Consider the following 19,603-nt stretch of genomic DNA (forward strand, 5'->3'; position numbering starts at 1 on the left):
TGCAAGCAACACCAATAAAAGGATGCCCCAATGGACCGCGCAAAAATCGTGCATGAGAATTTCTTGCGGCGCGTGCAGGCGCAGGATTTCCCTCAGGGGGTCGCGCCGAAATCTGGTTTGGACGCAACCACAGCGATCGAGATTTTTCGGGCAGGTTGCCTGAGCCGGGCGTTAGACTTGACCAGCCGTGACATGCAAAAGGCGGGGCAGGGTTTTTACACCATCGGATCGTCCGGCCACGAGGGGATGGCGGCTGTGGCACGTGCGTTACGTCCCGATGACATTGCGTTTTTGCATTACCGCGATGCAGCTTTCCAAATCGCACGCGCGGATCAAGTGCCAGGGCAGACGATAACATGGGACATGCTGCTGAGTTTTGCCTGTTCCTCCGAAGATCCGACAAGCGGCGGGCGGCACAAAGTTCTGGGATCAAAGTCGCTGATGATCCCACCCCAGACATCAACCATCGCAAGTCATTTGCCAAAAGCCGTCGGGGCCGCATTTTCACTTGGGTTGGCCCGCAGGCACGCCCCGGAACATCGGGAATTGCCGCGAGACGGCATTGCGATGTGCAGTTTCGGCGATGCGTCTGCCAACCACTCCACAGCACAAGGGGCGTTTAACACCGCGGGTTGGACATCTGTTCAGGCCACACCTTTGCCTTTGCTGTTTGTGTGTGAAGACAACGGCATCGGGATTTCGACAAAGACGCCTGAGGGCTGGATTGCGGCATCCATGAAACACCGCCCCGGGGTTGCGTATTTTGAGGCTGACGGTTTGGATATCTATGACACATACGCCACGGCCCAAGCGGCTGCCGATTATGTGCGTACACGGCGCAAGCCTGCGTTTTTGCACCTCAGAATGGTACGTCTGTACGGTCATGCTGGTGCAGATATCGCCACCAGTTACTTGCCCAGGTCCGAAGTGGAGGCGGATGAGGCAAATGATCCGCTGTTGCACGGCGTGCGTTTGCTTCGGGATGCGGGGGTGTTGGTGCCGGAAGATGCTTTGAACATCTACACATCCACAGCCGCGCGCGTCAAAGACGTGGCGGCCACAGTGGTCACGCGGCCACATCTGCAGACGGCCCAAGATGTGATGGCGGCCATCGTTCCGCCAAAGCGCACCTGCGCCCCAAGCAATGGACCCAGCACATCAGCGCGGACAGCGGTGTTTGGCAGTGACGCAAAAGCACAAGCTTCGCCGCAGCCTATGGCCAAGCTGATCAATTGGGCTTTGACCGACATTATGTTGGACCATCCCGAAACGGTGATGATGGGGGAAGATGTCGGGCGCAAGGGCGGGGTTTACGGTGTTACACAGCGGTTGCAGCAACGTTTCGGGCCAGACCGTGTGATTGACAGCCTGTTGGACGAACAAAGTATCCTTGGTCTTGCGATTGGCATGGCGCACAACGGATTTATTCCGATCCCTGAAATCCAGTTCTTGGCCTATCTGCACAACGCCGAAGACCAATTGCGCGGCGAAGCGGCGACGCTGCCGTTCTTTTCAAATGGTCAATTCACCAACCCGATGGTTTTGCGCATCGCAGGGCTTGGGTATCAAAAGGGCTTCGGGGGGCATTTTCACAACGACAACTCCTTAGCTGTTCTGCGCGATATTCCTGGCGTGATTATTGCCTGCCCGTCCAATGGGGCGGATGCTGTGGGCATGTTGCGCGAAGCCGTTCGGTTGGCGCGTGAAGAACAAAGGGTCGTGGTTTTTGTAGAACCTATCGCCCTTTATCCTATGCGCGATCTTGCACAAACTGGCGATGGTGGCTGGATGTCGACGTATCCTTTGGGCCGTCAGAGTATTGGGTTAACCGATGTCGGTGTGCATGGTGATGGCACCGACATCGCGATACTGAGCTATGGCAATGGGCATTATCTGTCGCGTCAGGCGCAGGTTGATTTAGGGGGGCTCAACATCAATGCGCGTGTTATTGATATGCGTTGGATCGCGCCTTTGGCCGAAGCTGCAATTGTGCAAGCTGTTCAAGGCTGCGATCACGTATTGGTCGTGGACGAATGTCGGCGCACCGGCGGACAGGGCGATGCGCTGATCGCGTTGCTGGCCCGGAACAACGTAAATTCGGTTGGTATTTTGGCGGCTGAAGACAGCTTTATTGCGACGGGTCCGGCCTATGCTGCAACACTTCCATCCCGTGAGGGAATTGTTGCGATGGCCAGAAACATGGTCGCAGGAGAGGGCGCATGACCCGCCGTGCGGTGCTGATTTTCCCTGGAAGGGGGACGTATAATGCGCCTGAACTGGGGTATTTGTCGCGGCATCACGGGCTTGAAAACGACACTCTTCGACAATTCGACGCGCATAGGAAATCGAATGGTCACTTGACTGTGTCGGACCTTGACGGTGCTGCAAAGTTTGAACCGGAAACCTATTCGACTGGCAGTGTTGCGTCGGCTTTGATCTTTGCGTGTGGGGCCCTGGATGCTCAGGTCTTGGCGGATGACATTGAAATTGTTGCGATTACAGGCAATTCGATGGGTTGGTATACGGCTTTGGCCGCTGCCAGTGCTGTGTCGCTTGCAGACGGTTTTCGAGTGGCCGACACCATGGGCCGTTTGATGGAGGACCACGGTGTTGGCGGGCAAACTGTGTATCCTTTTGTTGCCGATGACTGGCAAAGTGATGAGGTTGAAAAGCAGCGGCTTTTAAACTTGATTTCAGACATAGCGTCAAAGCCTCAACATCAGTTGTCTTTGTCTATTGATTTAGGTGGCATGCTTGTTGTCGCAGGGGACATTGCCGGGTTGGCGGCGTTTGAAAAAGCGGTTCCGCAGAAGGGCGTATTCCCATTAAGGCTGAAAAACCACGCCGCATTTCACACGCACATGCAACAAAAAGTTGCGCAACTGGGGCGGCAGGCTCTGGCTGATATTGATTGGAGTGCGCCCAACGTCCCCATTATTGACGGAACCGGTAAGATCTGGTGGCCTGACATGTCGGACCTTCAGGCCTTGGCGGCCTACACTTTAGGCGACCAGATCTGTGAAACCTATAATTTTACGAAAGCTGTACAGGTTGCAGCAAAAGAATTCGCCCCCGATTTGTTTGTTGTCGCGGGGCCAGGTACGACGTTGGGCGGCGCTGTTGCACAATCTCTGGTGGGCTGCGGGTGGTTGGGTATGCGCGATCGAGACAGTTTTTTGCAGCTTCAGGCCGAAACTGGGTTGTTGAGTGCTATGGGGCGAGACGATCAAAGACGAAAAGTGGATAAGTGATGAACCTCGGTATCATTTTTCATGATTGTGAAACGCAGCCGCACCGACGTTGTTGAGTAACCTCTAATCAGACCAGTGAGCCGATGGATTGAATTTCCGTTGGGTCTGGTTTTTAAGGTTACTTTCAGAATCCCGTTACGGCAGCCAAACCCCGACTGTTTTGATCTAGCAAAATATTGGTGTCACGGACATTATGTCAAAACAAATTTACATTGCCTGAATCATCTTCATGCATTTTTTCAGACGTGACTGGGCATACCAGATGCTGTGTCGTTGCCAGATGTAGATCTTGAACCAATTGTTTTGGGTCCGTACACCCTTCGCTAAGACTACATAGCAATCTGGACGTGTCCATAATCGATTGGTTCAAAAAGTCTAGCCGCTGAAAGTCTTCCATAGCATTCGGATGTTTGGACACGATGACATGGAAATGTTCTGTCATGAAGTCTTCTGTGGTTGTCAAAGTTCTCGACAAGTTCGCGACGTGCTGGGCCATCCTGCCCAAAACAGTCAACAAATATTGTACTTCGGAATTTGGATCATGATCCTTCATTTTTACAAAGGACCAACAACGGTCTCTATGCATCTGCGCAAATCTGCTGGGTCGAATGGCTTTTTTAAATAGTTATTCATGCCTAATTTACGCCCATAGTCTATAATTTGCTGTTCAGCACGGCCGGTTATGAGAATAAACCCAACGCCTTTTGTCTTTTCTCCGCTGCGTAAGCTGTGAAGTAACTTTAGGCCGTCCATATTTGGCATGTTATAGTCAGATATGACCAAGTGAACTGGAGCCTTGGCCAGAACCCGAAGTGCATCTGCACCGTCTTCGGCTGACGACACATTTGGAATACCAAATGAATCGAGGGCTTGAGTTATCAGTCCTCTGCTTGTGGACATGTCATCGACGACCATAATTCTGATTTGATCCCTCAGTGCCATTTATTTTCCCTACGGTGTACGGTGGTCGAAAATTTGATTTTTCTTTTTCAAAATCGGATGATTTCGAAGCGTCTGTTCTGTTGTTTTTTTGGTCAGGCGGCCTCACTTTTTTCCAGCTCTATAATGTTCGACAAATCCAACACCCGGATCATGCGTTCATCCAGCAGAGTAAGGGCCTTAATAACACCAGCTTGTGAACTTGTTGACATTTCAGGAGGAGGTTGAAGATCGCTTTCCGTTAAAGCGATAATATCCGACACGGCGTCTACAAGAAGCCCCGTCATGCTATCTTTGTGTTTGACGACAATAATGACATTTCGCTCGGTATGTTCTCGAGATTCCATTCCCAGTCGTTCCGCTAAATCCATTACTGGAAGAACGGTGCCGCGGAGATTTATAACGCCTTTCATATGCTTAGGCGCATGTGGCAACGGCGTTGTCCGCGTCCATCCTCGGATTTCTCGGACACACATGATGTCTAGTGAATACTCTTGGTCCCCAAGACGGAAGGTGAGCAATTCGGAAGGTACGCTGGTTTCTACATCGGTCATTTGAAATGTCCTGTCATTTACGAAGCAAATCTGGTCGCAGCTGAACTATCCTGCGCTTGAACAATTATGTCCGAAGGGTCGAGAATAAGGGCAATCTGCCCATCACCCAGAATGGTTGCTGCGGCTATTCCGGGGGCACGATAGAAGCTGTCATCTAACCCTTTGATCACCACTTGGCGTTGGTCTTGAATATCGTCAACGATAAGCGCGGCCCTATTGCCGTCTTCCTGAACAATCAACAATACGACTGAATCTATGTAGCTGTCTTTAGTTTCCCGGTACCCTAAAGAGACCCCCAGATCGAAAAGGGGAACGAACTCTCCGCGGACCCGAACGACGTCAAGCCCAGGGCGGACCTGGTCCAAATTTTCTTCGGTAAGGGTCAGTGTTTCGACCACGACATTTAAAGGTAGAACAAGCGTTTCTTCTGCGATTTGAACAACCATTCCATCCAACACGGCCAGTGTTAATGGCAAAGATATTGAAAAAGTTGTGCCAACCCCTTTTTGGGAGGTTATTGTGATGCGTCCGCCCAAAGCCTGAATAGAAGTCCTTACTACGTCCATTCCCACACCGCGTCCCGAAAGGTCTGACACGCTGCTTGCGGTTGAAAAGCCTGGAAGAAACAACAGATTGTCAATTTCTGTGTCCAGAAGTACAGCGTCAGCAGGAATGAGCCCTTTCTCGATGGCAATCTGCTGAACTTTGGGTCGGTTTATTCCGCCGCCGTCATCTGAAACTTCAATCACAACGCGGCCCGAGCGATGCGCAGCGGTCAAACGGACTTGCCCTTGTGAGGATTTCCCCGCTGCTTTGCGGTCTGCAGTTGTTTCCAACCCGTGATCGACAGCATTTCGAATCATATGGGTCAGGGGGTCAGCAAGACGTTCAATGACAGTTTTGTCGACTTCGGTGTTTTCGCCGTCAGTTTCCAGCCGAACGTCTTTATCAACGGCTGCAGATGCTTCACGTATGATACGTGACATTCTTTGAAATAGAGATTTAACAGGCTGTGCACGGATCATCATGACACTGTCTTGAATGTCACGGGTGAGACGTTGAAACTCTTCCAGTCCGTTCATCGCATCCGAATGTGGTGACAGTCCGGCTGCTTCCAGACTTTGCGACAACATGGCCTGGTTGATAACCAATTCACCGACCAAGTTTACCAAACGTTCAATTCTGTCCAAATCTACACGCACAACGGACTTCGCTGCAGCGGCTCCGGGTGCTTTGGGCGGCGTTTGCACGGGTTGTGGAGGCTTCTTTGCGAGATCAGTATCAGGTTCGTCATCTTGTGTAGGTGGAGGTTCTGGCAGATCAGGCAGATCTTCCGCTTCAGGTGCGACGATTGCGCTTTGCGCACTGTCCGAATAAATTTTAAGGTCGCACAGTCCTTCGACAAATTCAAAAACAGACTCGATTTCAGCGGTTTCAACATTTGCCGAGAGCGTCACCTGCCATGAAAGATAAGGGATTTCTGGCGACAATTCCTCTAAGCTCGGCAGCCTGTCCAGATTGCATTCGGTTTTGCATTTACCCAGTTCTTGCAATGCTTTGAGAATTTGAAACGGTTCATTTCCAGTTTCGAAAAGTTCTGCATTAGGGGTGAAATGAATGTAGAATTTGGGCTGCTCTGGTTCGACGGACATATCGGGTAAGTCCAGATCCAGGTCCAAATTTAGCCCCAATGGTTGGAAGTAGATTTCTTCTTCAGCTTCTTCTTCCGGGCTTCCGCCATTTGCAGCATCAAGCTCATCAGTCAGCAGTTTCCCCTGATCGTCTGGTAGATCAAAACCGTCCCGTGCTGCACGAACAAGATCTGAAAGGTGATCAGCGCAACGGAAGAACAGTTTCAAGAGACTGCTGTCGATTTCCAAAGTACCCGATCGGATACTGTCCATCACTGTTTCATATCGGTGCGCAAACCGGACCAGTTTTTCCAAACCAAAAGCACCGGCACCACCCTTGATCGAATGGACCGCCCGAAAGACGACGTTGATTGTTTCAGCGTCCCATTCGCCGTCGTCAATGGTCTGCAACCCATCGTGCATCGCTTCAAGCAATTCTTCACATTCAATGAAGAATGAGGCCTTAATTTCGGCCATTGGATCGGTTGGTTCGGTCATGTCTTTTGTCCTTACCCGGCAACCATCTGAAGCGCTTTGATCAATTTCGTCGGTTCAAACGGCTTCACGATCCACCCTGTTGCCCCGGCTTGCCGCGCACGCATTTTAAGTTCAGGTGCAGCTTCAGTGGTCAGGACCAAAATAGGCGTGGCGCGATATGAATTCTTTTGGCGGACCGCGTCGATGAACCCGAAGCCGTCCATCCGAGGCATGTTGATGTCGGTGATAATCGCGTCAGGGGAAAGGTTTTCAAGAATTTCGACACCGTGAATACCGTCATCGGCAGTATGGACAGTAAAACCGACCGGTTCCAACGCCAGTCGGATCATTTCACGCATTGTACGGCTGTCATCAACGGCCAAAATTTCAAGGCTCATGCTGTGCCCTCCATGAGGTTTGCGGAATTGAGCCCCATGTAGCCCAATTGCCGTTCGACACGTTCGCTGACATTTTCAAGCTTTAAAGATGCCCCTGATGCGTGGGTGCGCCGTGCCGTTGCCAAAATGGCCTGTGCACCTAATGCGCCGAAATGTACGACGTCTGAGGCGTCCAAAATAATGTCGGTGCCTGCATCGACTGCTTTCAAATCCGATAACAGTTTCTCAGAAAAGGACAGATCGAGCCGCGCTGTTAGTTTAATTGTCTCAGCCATTAATCTGACCCAAACTACCAACCTGTTGCATCGTCATCGCGTTCTCCATCCAGTCTCAATTAGAACGGTCTCTGTTTAGCCGAGGGGTTCTTAAGACACCGTTACTAGCTAAAATTTCTTTTTTACCTCCAAAAAAAACGCCCCGTTGCGGAGGCAACGGGGCGTTAAAAACTGTTGTTTTGTGTAGCGATTAGGCCTTGCGGCGGCGTCCACCGGTGCGCCCGGCGCGCCCGCGGCCTTCTTGGCCAGCTTTGGGTGCCACTTTGTTAAAGCTGATCCAATCACCGCCGTGCGGGTCATTGTCTGTTAGGAAATTGGCTGCGCGAATGGCTTCCATTTCCTTGCCTGCGCGCGCCTGGGTCGATCCGATCCCAAACATTTGTGCAAAAGCTTCGTCATCCATATCAGCCGGTAAGATGATACCTGATGCTTCGACTTCCGCGCGTTTCTCTGCCAAACGCTTTGGGCCAACCGGCAAAGCCACAGGGTTCATGATCGCTGACGTCATTCCTGCGCCCATTGCCATCGGCAAAAACGCATTGTTGATGCCGTGACGGTTCGGCAGGCCAAAAGAAATGTTGGACGCGCCACATGTGGTGTTCACGCCCAGTTCTTCGCGCAAACGGCGTACAAGCGTGAAAACCTGAAGTCCGGCAGTGGCCATCGCACCAATCGGCATAACCAATGGGTCAACAACGATGTCATGTGCGGGAATGCCGAAATCAGCCGCCCGTTCCACGATTTTCTTGGCAACAGCGAAACGCACATCCGGATCTTCGGAAATACCTGTGTCATCGTTGGAAATCGCGACAACAGGTACGTTGTATTTCTTGACCAACGGCAAAACCATTTCCAGACGTTCTTCTTCGCCCGTAACCGAGTTTAGAAGGGGACGACCTTCGGCAGCGGCCAAACCGTTTTCCAAAGCCCCCGGAACAGAGCTGTCGATGCACAAGGGGCAGTCTGTAATGGCTTGTACGCGCTGCACCAGTTCAGTCATCAACATGGGCTCAACAAAGTTGTTGTCCGCATAGCGGGGGTCTTCGGCCATTTTGTTGGAAAAGACAGCGCCAGAGTTGATGTCGAGGATATTCGCGCCCGCCATGACCTGTGCCAATGCATCGGCTTCAACGCGTGAAAAATCACCGCGTTCCAATTCTTCGGACAGTACTTTGCGGCCCGTTGGGTTGATCCGTTCTCCGATCACGCAAAAGGGTTGGTCAAACCCGATGACGGCTGTTTTTGTCTTGGATTCGACAATTGTTTTTACCATGACGGCAATCCTTTATGCGTTTTTCGGTGTGGCTGCGGCCCCACCGTTTTCGATAGCCCAATTTGCATTGGTTTTGATGCCGCCCAGCGGGAAGAAGTGAACTTGGGCGATGTTGAAATCTGGGTTGGCCGCTTTGTGTGCAGCCAATTCTGAGATAACTTCCGTGGGTTCAAACGGCAAAAGCAGTTTTGTGACGTCTTTGGCGCGCCGTTGCAGCACACGCAAAGAGGGGCCAACGCCGCAAGCAATAGCAAATTTGATCATGGTTTGCAGCTTGGCGGGACCGGCAATGCCGATGTGAATGGGCAAATCTATGCCCGCTGCCTTCAGCGCATCAGCCCATTCGATGATCGGACCTGCTTCAAAGGCAAATTGAGTGGCCAAAGCCATCTTCGCATCGGTGCGGGTGGAAAAATCCTGCTTCCAGCGCAGCGCGTCATCGACGTTTTTCATGCTGCCGTCGGGATCAATGTCTTTGTTGCCTTCGGGGTGGCCCGCAACATGCAAATGTTTGAAGCCGGCCGCGTCAAACGCACCTGTTTCCAGAAGCTGCATGGAGCTGTCGAAGTCACCATGGGGCGTTGTGACGCCGCCGGCCAATAGCAACGCCTGATCGACGTTTGCTTCGCCTTGATAACGGGCGATCCAGTCCTGCAAAGTGGATGCGTCTTTGATGATGCGGGCCGGAAAGTGCGGCATCACATCAAAGCCTTCGGCGTTCAGACGCTTGGCGGTGTCGACCATGTCTTCGATGGGGGTGCCTTCGATGTGCGCGATGTAGACGCGTGTGCCTTCAGGCAAGATGTCGCCAAAGTTGTCCACTTTTGCAGCAGTGCGGGGCATCACCTCGATGGAATAGCCTTGCAGAAAGCTTTCAACCTCTGGGGACAAACGGCCCGCATCGGGACCTTCGGATTTTTTGAAATTGAACAAAGCCATCAGCTTTCCTTTCCAAGGAGTGGACCCGTCAGGTTGGGGCGTGTCCGTCGTTTGCAATCAACGCCTTGATGCGATCTGCATCATATTCGGCTTCCAGACGCAGGGCTTCTGCCTCTGCGATCTGGTCGGGGTCACCGTCCATGGGGTAGGGGGCCGCTTTGCGCCATTCGGCGAGATAAGCATCGGCATCTTTGGCGTTCACTTTCATGGCGGCGCGGTCGATGGCTTGTTCAAACCGCTCTTCCAGCTGGCGTTTTGATCCACGACGTCCTTTGCCCACGATGACTTGGGCAGGAATGTCGCGCCAATATACGATCGTGACGTCTGGCATGTGTGATTCCCCTTGGTTGGTTTGGCCTGTGTAGGGCAGGTTTTGCGCATTCCGGCGTCGTTTTTCGACAGAAACGAAGCTGTCCGCGACCTCTTTGTCTGCACCTGTTTAGGCGGGCTCTGTCAAAGGGGCCAGTGCGCGGGGGGCTCAAAATCCTCATGGTTTTCATGAGTGCGATGTTTTAGGTTGTGTCCAAAGCATGGATCACATGTGCAAAAGCGTGAGGCTGCATACCAAAATGATCAAAGTCGAAGCACATAAGATAGCCTATATGGCGCTGCCAAAAGCGGCGTGTTCCTCGGTGAAAAAAGCGCTGGCGATGATTGATCCTGCGGTGGATGTCGAAAGCCTGCCGGAAACAAAATATGACTATGACAAATGGCATTCAGTTTATCCGACGCAAAAATTCAGAATACATCGCTGGCAGAGGAATATTGAAAAGGATTGGTTTGGGTTCGCTGTTGTTCGTGATCCGGTCAAGCGTTTGATGGCATGCTATACGAACAGGGTTGTCGAACGCGGTGAACTTAAAAATAGCCGTAATCTCAAGAATGGCACATATAATCTGCCCGTTGAACCAGATCCGGATTTCTTCTTTCAAAATATCGACACCTATCGAAAGGCGGCCTCTTCAATCAAGCACCATGCGATGCATACTTGGCTTTTTACCGGGCCGGATTTGAGTGTTTTTACTAAAGTTTATACCACGGAGAAAATGGCTGATCTTGTCAGAGACGTGCAGGATTGGACCAATGCGCCATTCGAGATTGGGCGCGAAAACACCAGTTCGATGACGTTGACGCTGGATGATTTGAAACCGGAAACTGTAAAAGCGCTGACGCCGTGGTTGTGTTTAGAATATGGGTTCTTGATCAACCACTACAGCAAACGCCCGGCGCAATTGCAGGCATTTTAGGTGTCCGGTCGCTAAATGGGTCTGGTCGCTAAATGGGTCCGGTCCCTAAATGGGTCTGTGCGGCGCTTGGGTCTTGCGTGTGCTGGGTTGCAGGCTTATCGTAAACACAACTCGATATGAAAGGCGCGCAAGATGGCGCCACAGCGTCCCGATGGTGCGGGCGCGCAAAACGATAAGGGCGTTGTAAAACGTCCGTCAAAAAGACGTCCCGTACCGGCACAGCCCCGGTCTGAGCAGCTTTATGCTGCGTTGGATTTGGGAACAAATAGCTGCCGCATGTTGATAGCCCAACCCAAAGGGGGTGGGTTCCATGTGGTGGACAGTTTCTCGAAGTCCGTCCAATTGGGGGCGGGGCTTGAGAAAAGCGGGCGTTTGTCGCGCGGTTCAATGGCGCGTACCGTTCAGGCTTTGCGCATCTGCCAGCAAAAATTACGCAAACATAAAGTCAAACGCATGCGTTTGGTGGCGACTGAAGCCTGTCGCCGGGCGCTTAATGCGGATGATTTCATCAACCGTGCCCACCGCGAAACCGGTCTGCGCCTTGAAATCATCAAGCCCGAAGAAGAAGCACGGCTTGCTGTCATTTCCTGCGCCCCATTGGTCAGTAAAAAAACCGAAAACCTGTTGGTTGTAGATATCGGGGGCGGGTCGACCGAACTGGTTTGGATCGACATGAAAAATGTGCCTAAACGGGATCGGCCGCAGTCTATCATGCGGTTACATTCGGGGTTTATCGCGCTGGACAAATCAATGCCGGCGGCGCGGGTCGTTGACTGGATTTCCGTGCCTTTGGGTGTGGCGACATTGCGCGACCAGTTTAATGATGTTGAAAACGACGCCGCACGATTTGCACTTATGAGCTGGTTTTTCGAAGAAAACCTGTCTGATTTTTCACCCTACCACGACACAGAAGCCCGCGAACGTTTTCAGATTGTCGGCACGTCCGGCACCGTCACAACTGTGGCGGCCAGTCACCTTGGGCTGAAGCGGTACGACCGCACAAAGGTGGACGGGCTGCGCATGTCGTCGACGCAAATCGACACCGTGATCAGCTCTTATCTGGAAATGGGCCCTGACGGGCGCCGCGCCGATCCGCGCATCGGTCAAGACCGTCAGGCGTTGATCATGTCGGGGGCCGCGATTTTGCAGGCGTTGATGCGCTGCTGGCCCACAGACAAATTGTCAGTTGCGGATCGCGGTCTGCGTGAAGGGCTGTTATATGCACAAATGAGCGCCGATGGCGTTCTGGACAGTGGAGCGTTTTGAGCATGGCTAAGAAACCCGGACCATCAGGCAGTGGCAAGACGCCTACGGGCAAGAACACCTCGGGGCGCGGACAGCGTGATCTGAAAGTAAAGGTCAAATCGGCCCGCGGGCGCACAACCAGTTCGACCCGCTGGTTACAGCGCCAGTTGAACGACCCTTATGTCAAACGCGCCCGCGCCGAAGGGTATCGCGGACGGGCCGCGTTCAAGATCATGGAGCTGGACGACAAGTACCGCTTTTTGGTGCCGGGGGCGCGGGTGGTTGATTTGGGCTGTGCGCCGGGCGGTTGGTGTCAGGTGGCGGTCAAACGCGTCAATGCGCTGGACGAGCGATCAGGCAAAGCTGTTGGCACAATTTTGGGCGTGGATCTGCAAGAAATGGAACCGATTGCAGGCTGCACTTTGCATCAATTGGACTTTATGGAAGACGATGCCGATCTGAAGGTCAAGGACTGGCTGGGTGGGCAGGCGGATGTTGTGATGTCCGATATGGCGGCCTCCAGTTCCGGTCACAAGCAAACCGATCACATGCGCATCATTGCCCTGTGTGAGGCTGCTGCGTATTTTGCTTTTGACGTTCTGGAAGAGGGCGGCACATTTGTCGCCAAAGTTCTGGCCGGGGGGGCTGAGGGCGATTTGCAAAAGTTGCTGAAGCAACGCTTTAAGAAAGTGGCGAATTTCAAGCCACCTTCATCGCGGTCCGACAGCTCTGAAAAGTTTGTCGTGGCGACCGGGTTCAAAGGCTAAAGCACAAGTCGATGGTGATGTGACGGGCAGCAGGGCCTAGTTGGGGCGCTGTAGCGTTTTCGCGGCAGTCAGCTTGATCATCTCCACCTCTTCAGGTGTCGCTTTGCGAAACGTCAATTTGCGGGCAGGGGCCACGACGTCAGCGGCACGTTCGCCTTGGCGAAACAGCTCAAACAGCCGCGAATGGCGCGGGTCCTTGGGGTCATGAAGATGTCGTGACATAAGATTGTCCTGTGTTTCAGTCACAAAACCATGCGCGAAGATTGCGCCAATGGTGGGGCGCATCCAAGGTTATTCAAAGCCCGACAACAGTGTCTGACAACAAGAAATCCAACAAGGCCTGTCTGGTGCCTGCGGGATGTTCGTCCACAAAGAAATGCCCGCCAGGCAGGCCTGCGCTTTGCATGTGCGTCAGGCGGTCCGCCCATGTGGCTGGCACATCATACAGCTTGCCCATAATGCCGTCTGCGCCATAAAGCACCAAAGCAGGGCAGGTAATTTCGCGCCCCAGATCGGCCGCATCCAATGCAAAATCCACGTCAATGGCCGCGCGGTAATCGTTGCATGTGGCATGGATCACTTCCGGTTTGCGCCACGCATTGCGGTAGTGGTCCAGTGCGACGGGATCAAAAGCGTCAAGCGGTGTTGCCCCCCAAGCCGTCAAGGCGGTTTGGTAGTAGGTGTCGGGGTCGGATGCGATTAGGTTTTCTGGAAATGGCGCGGGCTGCGCCAGAAAAAACCAATGATAATAGGCCCGTGCCACGTTTTGTTGCAGATCGTTTAACAGTGTATGCGTTGGGATGATGTCCATCACTGTCAGGCTTTTGACAGCTTCGGGGGCATCCAGTGTCAGCCTATGCGCGGTGCGCGCACCACGATCATGCCCCACAAGATGGAAGCTGTCGTACCCCAAATGGGCCATAAGTGCCGTTTGATCTGCCGCCATTGCACGGAAGCTGTAGTTTTCCATGCCTTCCGGCGCCGCGCTGTCGCCGTAGCCGCGCAAATCGGCTGCAACGACGGTGAAATGTTGTGCAAGCGCCGGTGCCACCTGTCGCCACATTGCGCGGGTTTGTGGAAAGCCGTGTAGCAACAACAAGGCAGGGCCGGACCCGCCTATGCTGTACGCTATCGTCTGGTCGCCAAGCTGGGCTGTGCCGTTTTCAAACCCGTCAATCATGATCTGCCCTTTATGTCAGCGCATCAAGGATACGTGCCCAACTGCGGATGCCTTTGTGAAAGCTCTCCATGTCGTATTTTTCATTCGGGGAATGCAGCGCGTCATCATCCTTGCCAAAGCCGATCAGCATGGGCGTTGTGTCCAGAATGTTCTGGAAATGACCTGCAATCGGGATCGAGCCGCCGCAGCCCACATAAGCCGCAGGCACCCCCCATTCGGTCGACAGCGCCTGACGGGCCTTTTCAAACATCGGATCGGTGGTTTCCGTGGCCGATGCAGCACCCGAGCTGTGGCCTTTGAAGTCCACGGTGCAGTCTTCGGGCAACATGCTTTGCACATAAGCGCGGAAATTGGTGCGAATGGCGTCAGGGTCCTGATCACCGACAAGGCGGAAACTGATCTTGGCATGGGCCTGCGCGGGCAGGACGGTTTTGAAGCCATCACCGGTGTAGCCGCCCCAAATTCCGTTCACTTCGCAGGTGGGGCGTGACCAGATCATTTCCAATGGTGTGCGGTCCTGTTCGCCTGCAGGATGGCTCAGCCCCACTTCGCCCAGAAAATGCGCATGATCAAAGGCCAAGCCTTGCCACTGGGCTTCCATTTCATCGGAAAGCTCTGCCACACCGTCGTAGAAATGCGGAACGGTGATGCGCCCCTCATCGTCGTGCAAACCGGCAATAACCTTGCCCATGACGCGGATCGGGTTGATGGAAATGCCGCCATACATGCCGGAATGCAGATCGATGTCGGGGCCCTGGATGGTGAATTCCTCGCCCAGAAGCCCGCGCAGCATGGTCACGATGGCGGGTGTTTTGCTTTCGAACAGTCCTGTATCGCAGATCAGCGCGATGTCGGCCCGCAATTCGTCGGCGTTATCTTTCATGAAGGGCACAAGGCTGGGCGATCCGCTTTCCTCTTCGCCCTCAAAGAAAAAGGTGATGCGGCAGGGCAGGGCACCATGCACATGAATCCAGGCGCGGCAGGCTTCCAGAAACGTCATCAATTGCCCTTTGTCGTCGGCAGAGCCGCGACCGCGAATGACCGGACCCTTGGCGGTGTCTTCAACCTGCGGATCAAACGGATCATTGTCCCATAAGTCCAAGGGATCGACAGGTTGCACATCATAATGGCCATAGAACAGCAAATGCGGCCCGTCGCTGTCTTCGTTGATGTGGCCCACAACCATCGGATGACCGGGGGTTTCGCGTTTTTGCGCAGGCACACCCAGACGCGCCAGATCCGCAACCAGCCAATCGGCAGCCGTTTGGCAATGTTGCGCGTAGGCGGGATCGGTGGAAATAGACGGGATGCGCAACAGCTCTTTGAGGCGCTCAGTGGCGTCAGGCAGATCAGTGTCGATTTTGGCAAGAACGGCATCAAGGGACATGGGGAGGCTCCGGATAATTGTGTGTTGGTGCCACGTTACGCAGGCCAAGCCGACTGTCCAGCCCGTTTCCTATCGGCGTCATGACGTACATGTGTTTTGCAGATGCGACAAGGTGCGCATAATTTAGGTGGTCGAAGTGCTGGCGCAGAATCTAAATTCATTCTAAGTATGACATATATTTAATCAGACGTATTTTTATCAAAGCCATTACAACACCTTAAGACGACGGAGTGACCGGTTTGGACTATACTGCAAAGCTAGATGAAGCGATTGGGCGCCTACACGAAGAGGGACGCTACCGCACGTTTATCGATATTGAACGCCAGAACGGCCAGTTTCCCCATGCGGTTTGGACAACGCCAGAGGGCGACAAAAAAGACATCACAGTGTGGTGCGGCAACGACTATTTGGGCATGGGCCAGCATCCTGTTGTTCTGGATGCGATGCATGAAGCCATCGAAGCCACGGGCGCAGGGTCTGGCGGGACGCGCAATATTTCCGGCACGACAGTGTACCACAAGCGCCTAGAGGCCGAACTGGCGGATTTGCATGGCAAGGAAACCGCGCTGCTGTTTACCTCGGCCTATATCGCCAACGACGCGACACTTAGCACTTTGCCAAAGCTGTTTCCGGGTCTCATCATCTACTCTGATGCGTTGAACCACGCCTCTATGATCGAAGGTGTGCGGCGCAACGGGGGGTCAAAGCGTATTTTCCGGCACAATGATGTAGAACACCTGCGTGAGCTTCTGGCTGCTGATGATCCCGCGGCCCCCAAGATCATTGCCTTTGAATCGATATATTCGATGGATGGCGATTTTGGCCCCATCGAAGCGATCTGCGATCTGGCGGATGAATTCGGGGCACTGACGTATATTGACGAAGTGCACGCCGTAGGCATGTACGGGCCACGTGGCGCGGGGGTTGCGGAGCGCGATCGCTTGATGCATCGGTTGGACATTATCAATGGCACCCTAGCCAAAGCATACGGCGTGATGGGCGGATACATTGCGGCATCCGAGAAAATGTGTGACGCCATAAGATCTTACGCGCCGGGCTTCATCTTTACCACGTCTTTGCCGCCAGCCGTTGCCGCGGGTGCTGCGGCCTCTGTCGCGTTTTTGAAAACTGCGCCTGAACTGCGGGAACAACAACAGACACAAGCCAAAATTCTGAAACTTCGATTGAAGGGCCTTGGATTGCCCATCATTGATCACGGAAGCCACATTGTACCTGTGATGGTGGGCAACCCTGTGCACACGCAGATTCTAAGTGATATGTTGTTGCAAGATTATGGCATTTACGTCCAGCCCATCAATTTTCCGACGGTACCGCGTGGCACTGAACGGTTGCGCTTTACGCCGTCACCAGTACACGGTGCTCCCGAAATGGATGCGCTTGTGACTGCAATGGATGGTTTATGGTCACATTGTGCGCTGAATCGTGCCGAACTAACGGCATAATTCCCCATAGGGTGCATTTCAATTGGCGCTATGCTAAGGTGCTGCTAACAACGGGTCGAAAGTCGAATCGCCTAGGGGATGGCGGACTTTAAGGCCTAAGAGCAGTGCAGATATGGAAGACGGGGCGCACCAACTATGATCGGGCGAAAGCAACCCAAGATCATTGAAGAAAACGTTGAACCAAAAGGGTTTGACGATTTCGAACTGCGCCTTGGCGATATGATGCGCGGCGAACGCGCCACGATGGGCAAAAGCCTGTTGGACGTGCAACGCGAACTGCGCATCAAAGCAAGCTACATCGCTGCCATTGAAAACTGCGATCCGGAAGCGTTCGACACGCCCGGTTTTATCGCCGGCTACGTGCGGTCATATGCGCGGTATCTGGATATGGATCCGGACCGGGCCTTTGCGGTGTTTTGCACCGAGAGCGGATTTTCTGTAGCGCACGGCATGTCGGCAGAGGCTTCTGTTGTCAAAAAACCGTCCCGCGAAGATCGCCTGAACAGTGGCCGCAGCGCTGATATTTTTGCGAAACCTGCAACACCTTTTATCCCGACTGGTGAAAGCATTTGGAACCGGGTTGAACCGGGTGCCATCGGGTCGTCGCTTGTTCTGATCGCCCTGATCGGGGCCATCGGGTTTGGTGGCTACTCCGTGTTGCAAGAAGTGCAACGTGTGCAAGTGGCCCCTGTGGATCAAACGCCTATCGTTTTGGCCGACCTTGACCCATTGGATGATGCCGTTTCGGCACCCAGCGCTGAAGTGAACCCTGCCGCGCCACAGCTTTCGGAAAATCCGCGTGGTGATGTGCTGGACCGCTTGTATCGGCCTCAGGCGTTGGACGTGCCGGTTTTGATTGCGCGCGATGCGCCCATTGCAAACATCGATCCCAGCTCGATTGGCAGTTTCACCTCTCCATCGCCTGACAGTGTTGTCGTGGCTGGTATCAATGACGCGACTGCGTCGTCCGGTTCTTTGACGGGCAGCTTGAATGTGCCGCAGGTTGTTGAAGGCCCAGCACCTGCGTTGCAAATGGTTGCAGTGCGCCCATCTTGGGTGCGTGTGCGGGCTGCTGATGGCACCATCATCTTCGAATCCACCATGCAGGCAGGCGACACATGGAACGCGCCAGCCACCGAAGAACCCCCCACTTTGCGAACGGGCGAAAGCGGTGCGATCTACTTTGCTATGGACAATAAATTCTATGGCCCTGTTGGACCCAACGGGTCTGTAACATCCAATCTGCCGCTGGATGTGGCCGAGCTGAAACAAAACTATGTGCCAGCCGATTTGCAAACTGACGCAGGGCTGACACAGTATGCGGACGCCAAAGCGCTTGAGTTGACGCAAGGCGAAAACGGCACGGACTAATCTGCTGCGGGTCCTTGTGACAGTGTTCTAAACTGTCTACCTTACATTACAGATTATCCTTCTTGCGGAGACTGAAATGTCGCTGAACCACATTCGTCCTTGGCGCAATATTTACCGTCGCAAAAGTCGGCAGATCATGGTGGGCAATGTGCCTGTGGGGGGCGACGCCCCAATCACTGTGCAGACGATGACCAACACTTTGACTACGGATGCCAAAGCGACGATTGCCCAAATTCAGGCAGCGGCCGAGGCTGGCGCAGACATTGTGCGTGTTTCAGTGCCCGACGAAGCGTCATCCCAGGCGATGAAAGAAATTGTGCGTGAATCGCCCGTGCCTTTGGTGGCGGACATCCATTTTCACTATAAACGCGGGATTGAAGCCGCTGAGGCAGGGGCCGCATGTCTGCGCATCAATCCAGGCAACATCGGCGATGAAAAGCGTGTAAAAGAGGTGATCAAAGCCGCGCGCGACCACAACTGTTCGATCCGTATCGGCGTCAACGCAGGATCGCTTGAGAAACATTTGTTGGACAAATACGGCGAACCTTGCCCGGATGCGATGGTCGAAAGTGGTCTGGATCACATCAAAATCCTGCAAGACAACGACTTTCACAATTTCAAAATCAGTTGCAAGGCCTCGGACGTGTTCATGGCTGCGGCCGCCTACCAACAACTGGCGGAAGCCACCGATGCGCCGATCCACCTTGGCATTACAGAAGCGGGGGGGCTGACATCTGGCACCATCAAATCTGCTATCGGTTTGGGCAACCTGTTATGGATGGGGATCGGCGACACGATCCGTGTGTCGCTGTCTGCGGACCCCGTGGAAGAGGTAAAAGTTGGATATGAAATTCTTAAATCGCTGGGACTGCGGCATCGCGGTGTGAACATTATCAGTTGTCCGTCTTGTGCGCGTCAGGGGTTTGACGTCATCAAAACCGTCGAGATTTTGGAAGACCGATTGGCGCATATCAAAACGCCTATGTCTTTGTCGATCATCGGTTGCGTTGTGAACGGGCCGGGCGAAGCTTTGATGACAGATGTCGGGTTTACGGGCGGCGGCAATGGTGCCGGAATGGTCTATCTTGCCGGCAAACAAAGCCATAAGCTGGGCAATGACGCAATGATCGAGCATATTGTCGAACAAGTCGAAACCAAAGCCGCCGCAATTGAGCAGGCTGCACTGGATACGGCAGCAGAATAACA

19 protein-coding genes are annotated in these 19,603 nt (G+C 53.5%); 8 read left to right on the plus strand and 11 right to left on the minus strand.

Features of this window, described 5'->3' with window-relative positions; all coding sequences use genetic code 11:
* Positions 1–30: 30 nt before the first annotated feature.
* Together ABJL60_RS04555 and ABJL60_RS04560 are read left to right on the plus strand one after the other, a co-directional pair.
* The gene (locus ABJL60_RS04555) at positions 31–2,223 is read left to right on the plus strand and encodes a thiamine pyrophosphate-dependent enzyme (protein WP_348375029.1); all 2,193 of its coding nucleotides are present in this window, start codon (positions 31–33) and stop codon (positions 2,221–2,223) included.
* On the plus strand, positions 2,220–3,251 hold the full coding sequence (locus ABJL60_RS04560; protein ID WP_348375031.1) for an ACP S-malonyltransferase: 1,032 nt from the start codon (positions 2,220–2,222) through the stop codon (positions 3,249–3,251). Before ABJL60_RS04555 ends, ABJL60_RS04560 begins: the two co-directional genes overlap by 4 nt.
* A 555-nt stretch (positions 3,252–3,806) precedes the next feature.
* Here the strand turns inward: ABJL60_RS04560 and ABJL60_RS04565 are convergent.
* The 8 genes from ABJL60_RS04565 to ABJL60_RS04600 all read right to left on the minus strand — a co-directional run bounded on the left by ABJL60_RS04565 (position 3,807) and on the right by ABJL60_RS04600 (position 10,068).
* A complete protein-coding gene (locus ABJL60_RS04565; RefSeq protein WP_348285518.1) occupies positions 3,807–4,193 on the minus strand; it encodes a response regulator in 387 nt (128 codons plus the stop codon).
* A gap of 92 nt (positions 4,194–4,285) precedes the next feature.
* Positions 4,286–4,744 carry a chemotaxis protein CheW gene (locus tag ABJL60_RS04570; RefSeq protein WP_108828625.1) on the minus strand — a complete coding sequence of 153 codons (459 nt, stop codon included), beginning with the start codon at positions 4,742–4,744 and terminating at the stop codon, positions 4,286–4,288.
* Between the two features lie 17 nt (positions 4,745–4,761).
* The gene (locus ABJL60_RS04575) at positions 4,762–6,873 is read right to left on the minus strand and encodes a chemotaxis protein CheA (RefSeq protein WP_348375033.1); all 2,112 of its coding nucleotides are present in this window, start codon (positions 6,871–6,873) and stop codon (positions 4,762–4,764) included.
* Between the two features lie 11 nt (positions 6,874–6,884).
* Positions 6,885–7,250 carry a response regulator gene (locus tag ABJL60_RS04580; protein ID WP_348285520.1) on the minus strand — a complete coding sequence of 122 codons (366 nt, stop codon included), beginning with the start codon at positions 7,248–7,250 and terminating at the stop codon, positions 6,885–6,887.
* Positions 7,247–7,525: an STAS domain-containing protein gene (locus tag ABJL60_RS04585; RefSeq protein WP_348375035.1), complete on the minus strand. Its 279-nt coding sequence runs from the start codon at positions 7,523–7,525 to the stop codon at positions 7,247–7,249. Before ABJL60_RS04585 ends, ABJL60_RS04580 begins: the two co-directional genes overlap by 4 nt.
* A gap of 190 nt (positions 7,526–7,715) precedes the next feature.
* Positions 7,716–8,798, minus strand: coding sequence for a methyltetrahydrofolate cobalamin methyltransferase (locus ABJL60_RS04590; protein WP_108828621.1), 1,083 nt, complete (start codon positions 8,796–8,798; stop codon positions 7,716–7,718).
* A 12-nt stretch (positions 8,799–8,810) separates the two neighbouring features.
* Positions 8,811–9,737 (minus strand): 5,10-methylenetetrahydrofolate reductase, encoded by a 927-nt coding sequence (locus tag ABJL60_RS04595; RefSeq protein ID WP_108828620.1) that lies wholly within the window; start codon positions 9,735–9,737, stop codon positions 8,811–8,813.
* 28 nt (positions 9,738–9,765) lie between these two features.
* Entirely contained in the window at positions 9,766–10,068 is a 303-nt protein-coding gene (locus ABJL60_RS04600; protein ID WP_108828619.1) for a virulence factor, read from the minus strand.
* A 238-nt stretch (positions 10,069–10,306) separates the two neighbouring features.
* Between ABJL60_RS04600 and ABJL60_RS04605 the strand changes: the two genes are divergently transcribed.
* From ABJL60_RS04605 to ABJL60_RS04615, 3 genes are all read left to right on the plus strand, one after another.
* Positions 10,307–10,984, plus strand: a complete 678-nt coding sequence (locus tag ABJL60_RS04605; protein ID WP_348375037.1) for a sulfotransferase family 2 domain-containing protein — start codon at positions 10,307–10,309, stop codon at positions 10,982–10,984.
* 132 nt (positions 10,985–11,116) lie between these two features.
* Positions 11,117–12,250, plus strand: coding sequence for a Ppx/GppA phosphatase family protein (locus ABJL60_RS04610; RefSeq protein ID WP_348285524.1), 1,134 nt, complete (start codon positions 11,117–11,119; stop codon positions 12,248–12,250).
* Between the two features lie 2 nt (positions 12,251–12,252).
* Positions 12,253–12,996 (plus strand): RlmE family RNA methyltransferase, encoded by a 744-nt coding sequence (locus tag ABJL60_RS04615; RefSeq protein WP_108828616.1) that lies wholly within the window; start codon positions 12,253–12,255, stop codon positions 12,994–12,996.
* Positions 12,997–13,032: 36 nt separating this feature from the next.
* Here ABJL60_RS04615 and ABJL60_RS04620 read toward each other — a convergent pair whose 3' ends face one another.
* The 3 genes from ABJL60_RS04620 to ABJL60_RS04630 all read right to left on the minus strand — a co-directional run bounded on the left by ABJL60_RS04620 (position 13,033) and on the right by ABJL60_RS04630 (position 15,563).
* Positions 13,033–13,218, minus strand: coding sequence for a hypothetical protein (locus ABJL60_RS04620; RefSeq protein ID WP_348285525.1), 186 nt, complete (start codon positions 13,216–13,218; stop codon positions 13,033–13,035).
* Between the two features lie 73 nt (positions 13,219–13,291).
* A complete protein-coding gene (locus ABJL60_RS04625; protein ID WP_348375039.1) occupies positions 13,292–14,176 on the minus strand; it encodes an alpha/beta hydrolase in 885 nt (294 codons plus the stop codon).
* 10 nt (positions 14,177–14,186) lie between these two features.
* Positions 14,187–15,563 (minus strand): M20/M25/M40 family metallo-hydrolase, encoded by a 1,377-nt coding sequence (locus ABJL60_RS04630; RefSeq protein ID WP_348375041.1) that lies wholly within the window; start codon positions 15,561–15,563, stop codon positions 14,187–14,189.
* 239 nt (positions 15,564–15,802) lie between these two features.
* Here ABJL60_RS04630 and hemA point away from each other — a divergent pair, with 239 nt between their 5' ends.
* The 3 genes from hemA (at position 15,803) to ispG (ending at position 19,601) form a co-directional block, all read left to right on the plus strand.
* Complete coding sequence (gene hemA, locus ABJL60_RS04635; protein WP_348375365.1) at positions 15,803–17,026, plus strand: 5-aminolevulinate synthase; 1,224 nt, start codon at positions 15,803–15,805, stop codon at positions 17,024–17,026.
* Between the two features lie 135 nt (positions 17,027–17,161).
* On the plus strand, positions 17,162–18,397 hold the full coding sequence (locus tag ABJL60_RS04640) for a RodZ domain-containing protein (RefSeq protein ID WP_348375042.1): 1,236 nt from the start codon (positions 17,162–17,164) through the stop codon (positions 18,395–18,397).
* Positions 18,398–18,473: 76 nt separating this feature from the next.
* Positions 18,474–19,601 (plus strand): flavodoxin-dependent (E)-4-hydroxy-3-methylbut-2-enyl-diphosphate synthase, encoded by a 1,128-nt coding sequence (gene ispG / locus ABJL60_RS04645; protein ID WP_348285530.1) that lies wholly within the window; start codon positions 18,474–18,476, stop codon positions 19,599–19,601.
* Positions 19,602–19,603: the final 2 nt, after the last annotated feature.

It is taken from the genome of Ascidiaceihabitans sp., assembly GCF_039986515.1.
In the GTDB taxonomy this organism is placed as follows: domain Bacteria; phylum Pseudomonadota; class Alphaproteobacteria; order Rhodobacterales; family Rhodobacteraceae; genus Ascidiaceihabitans.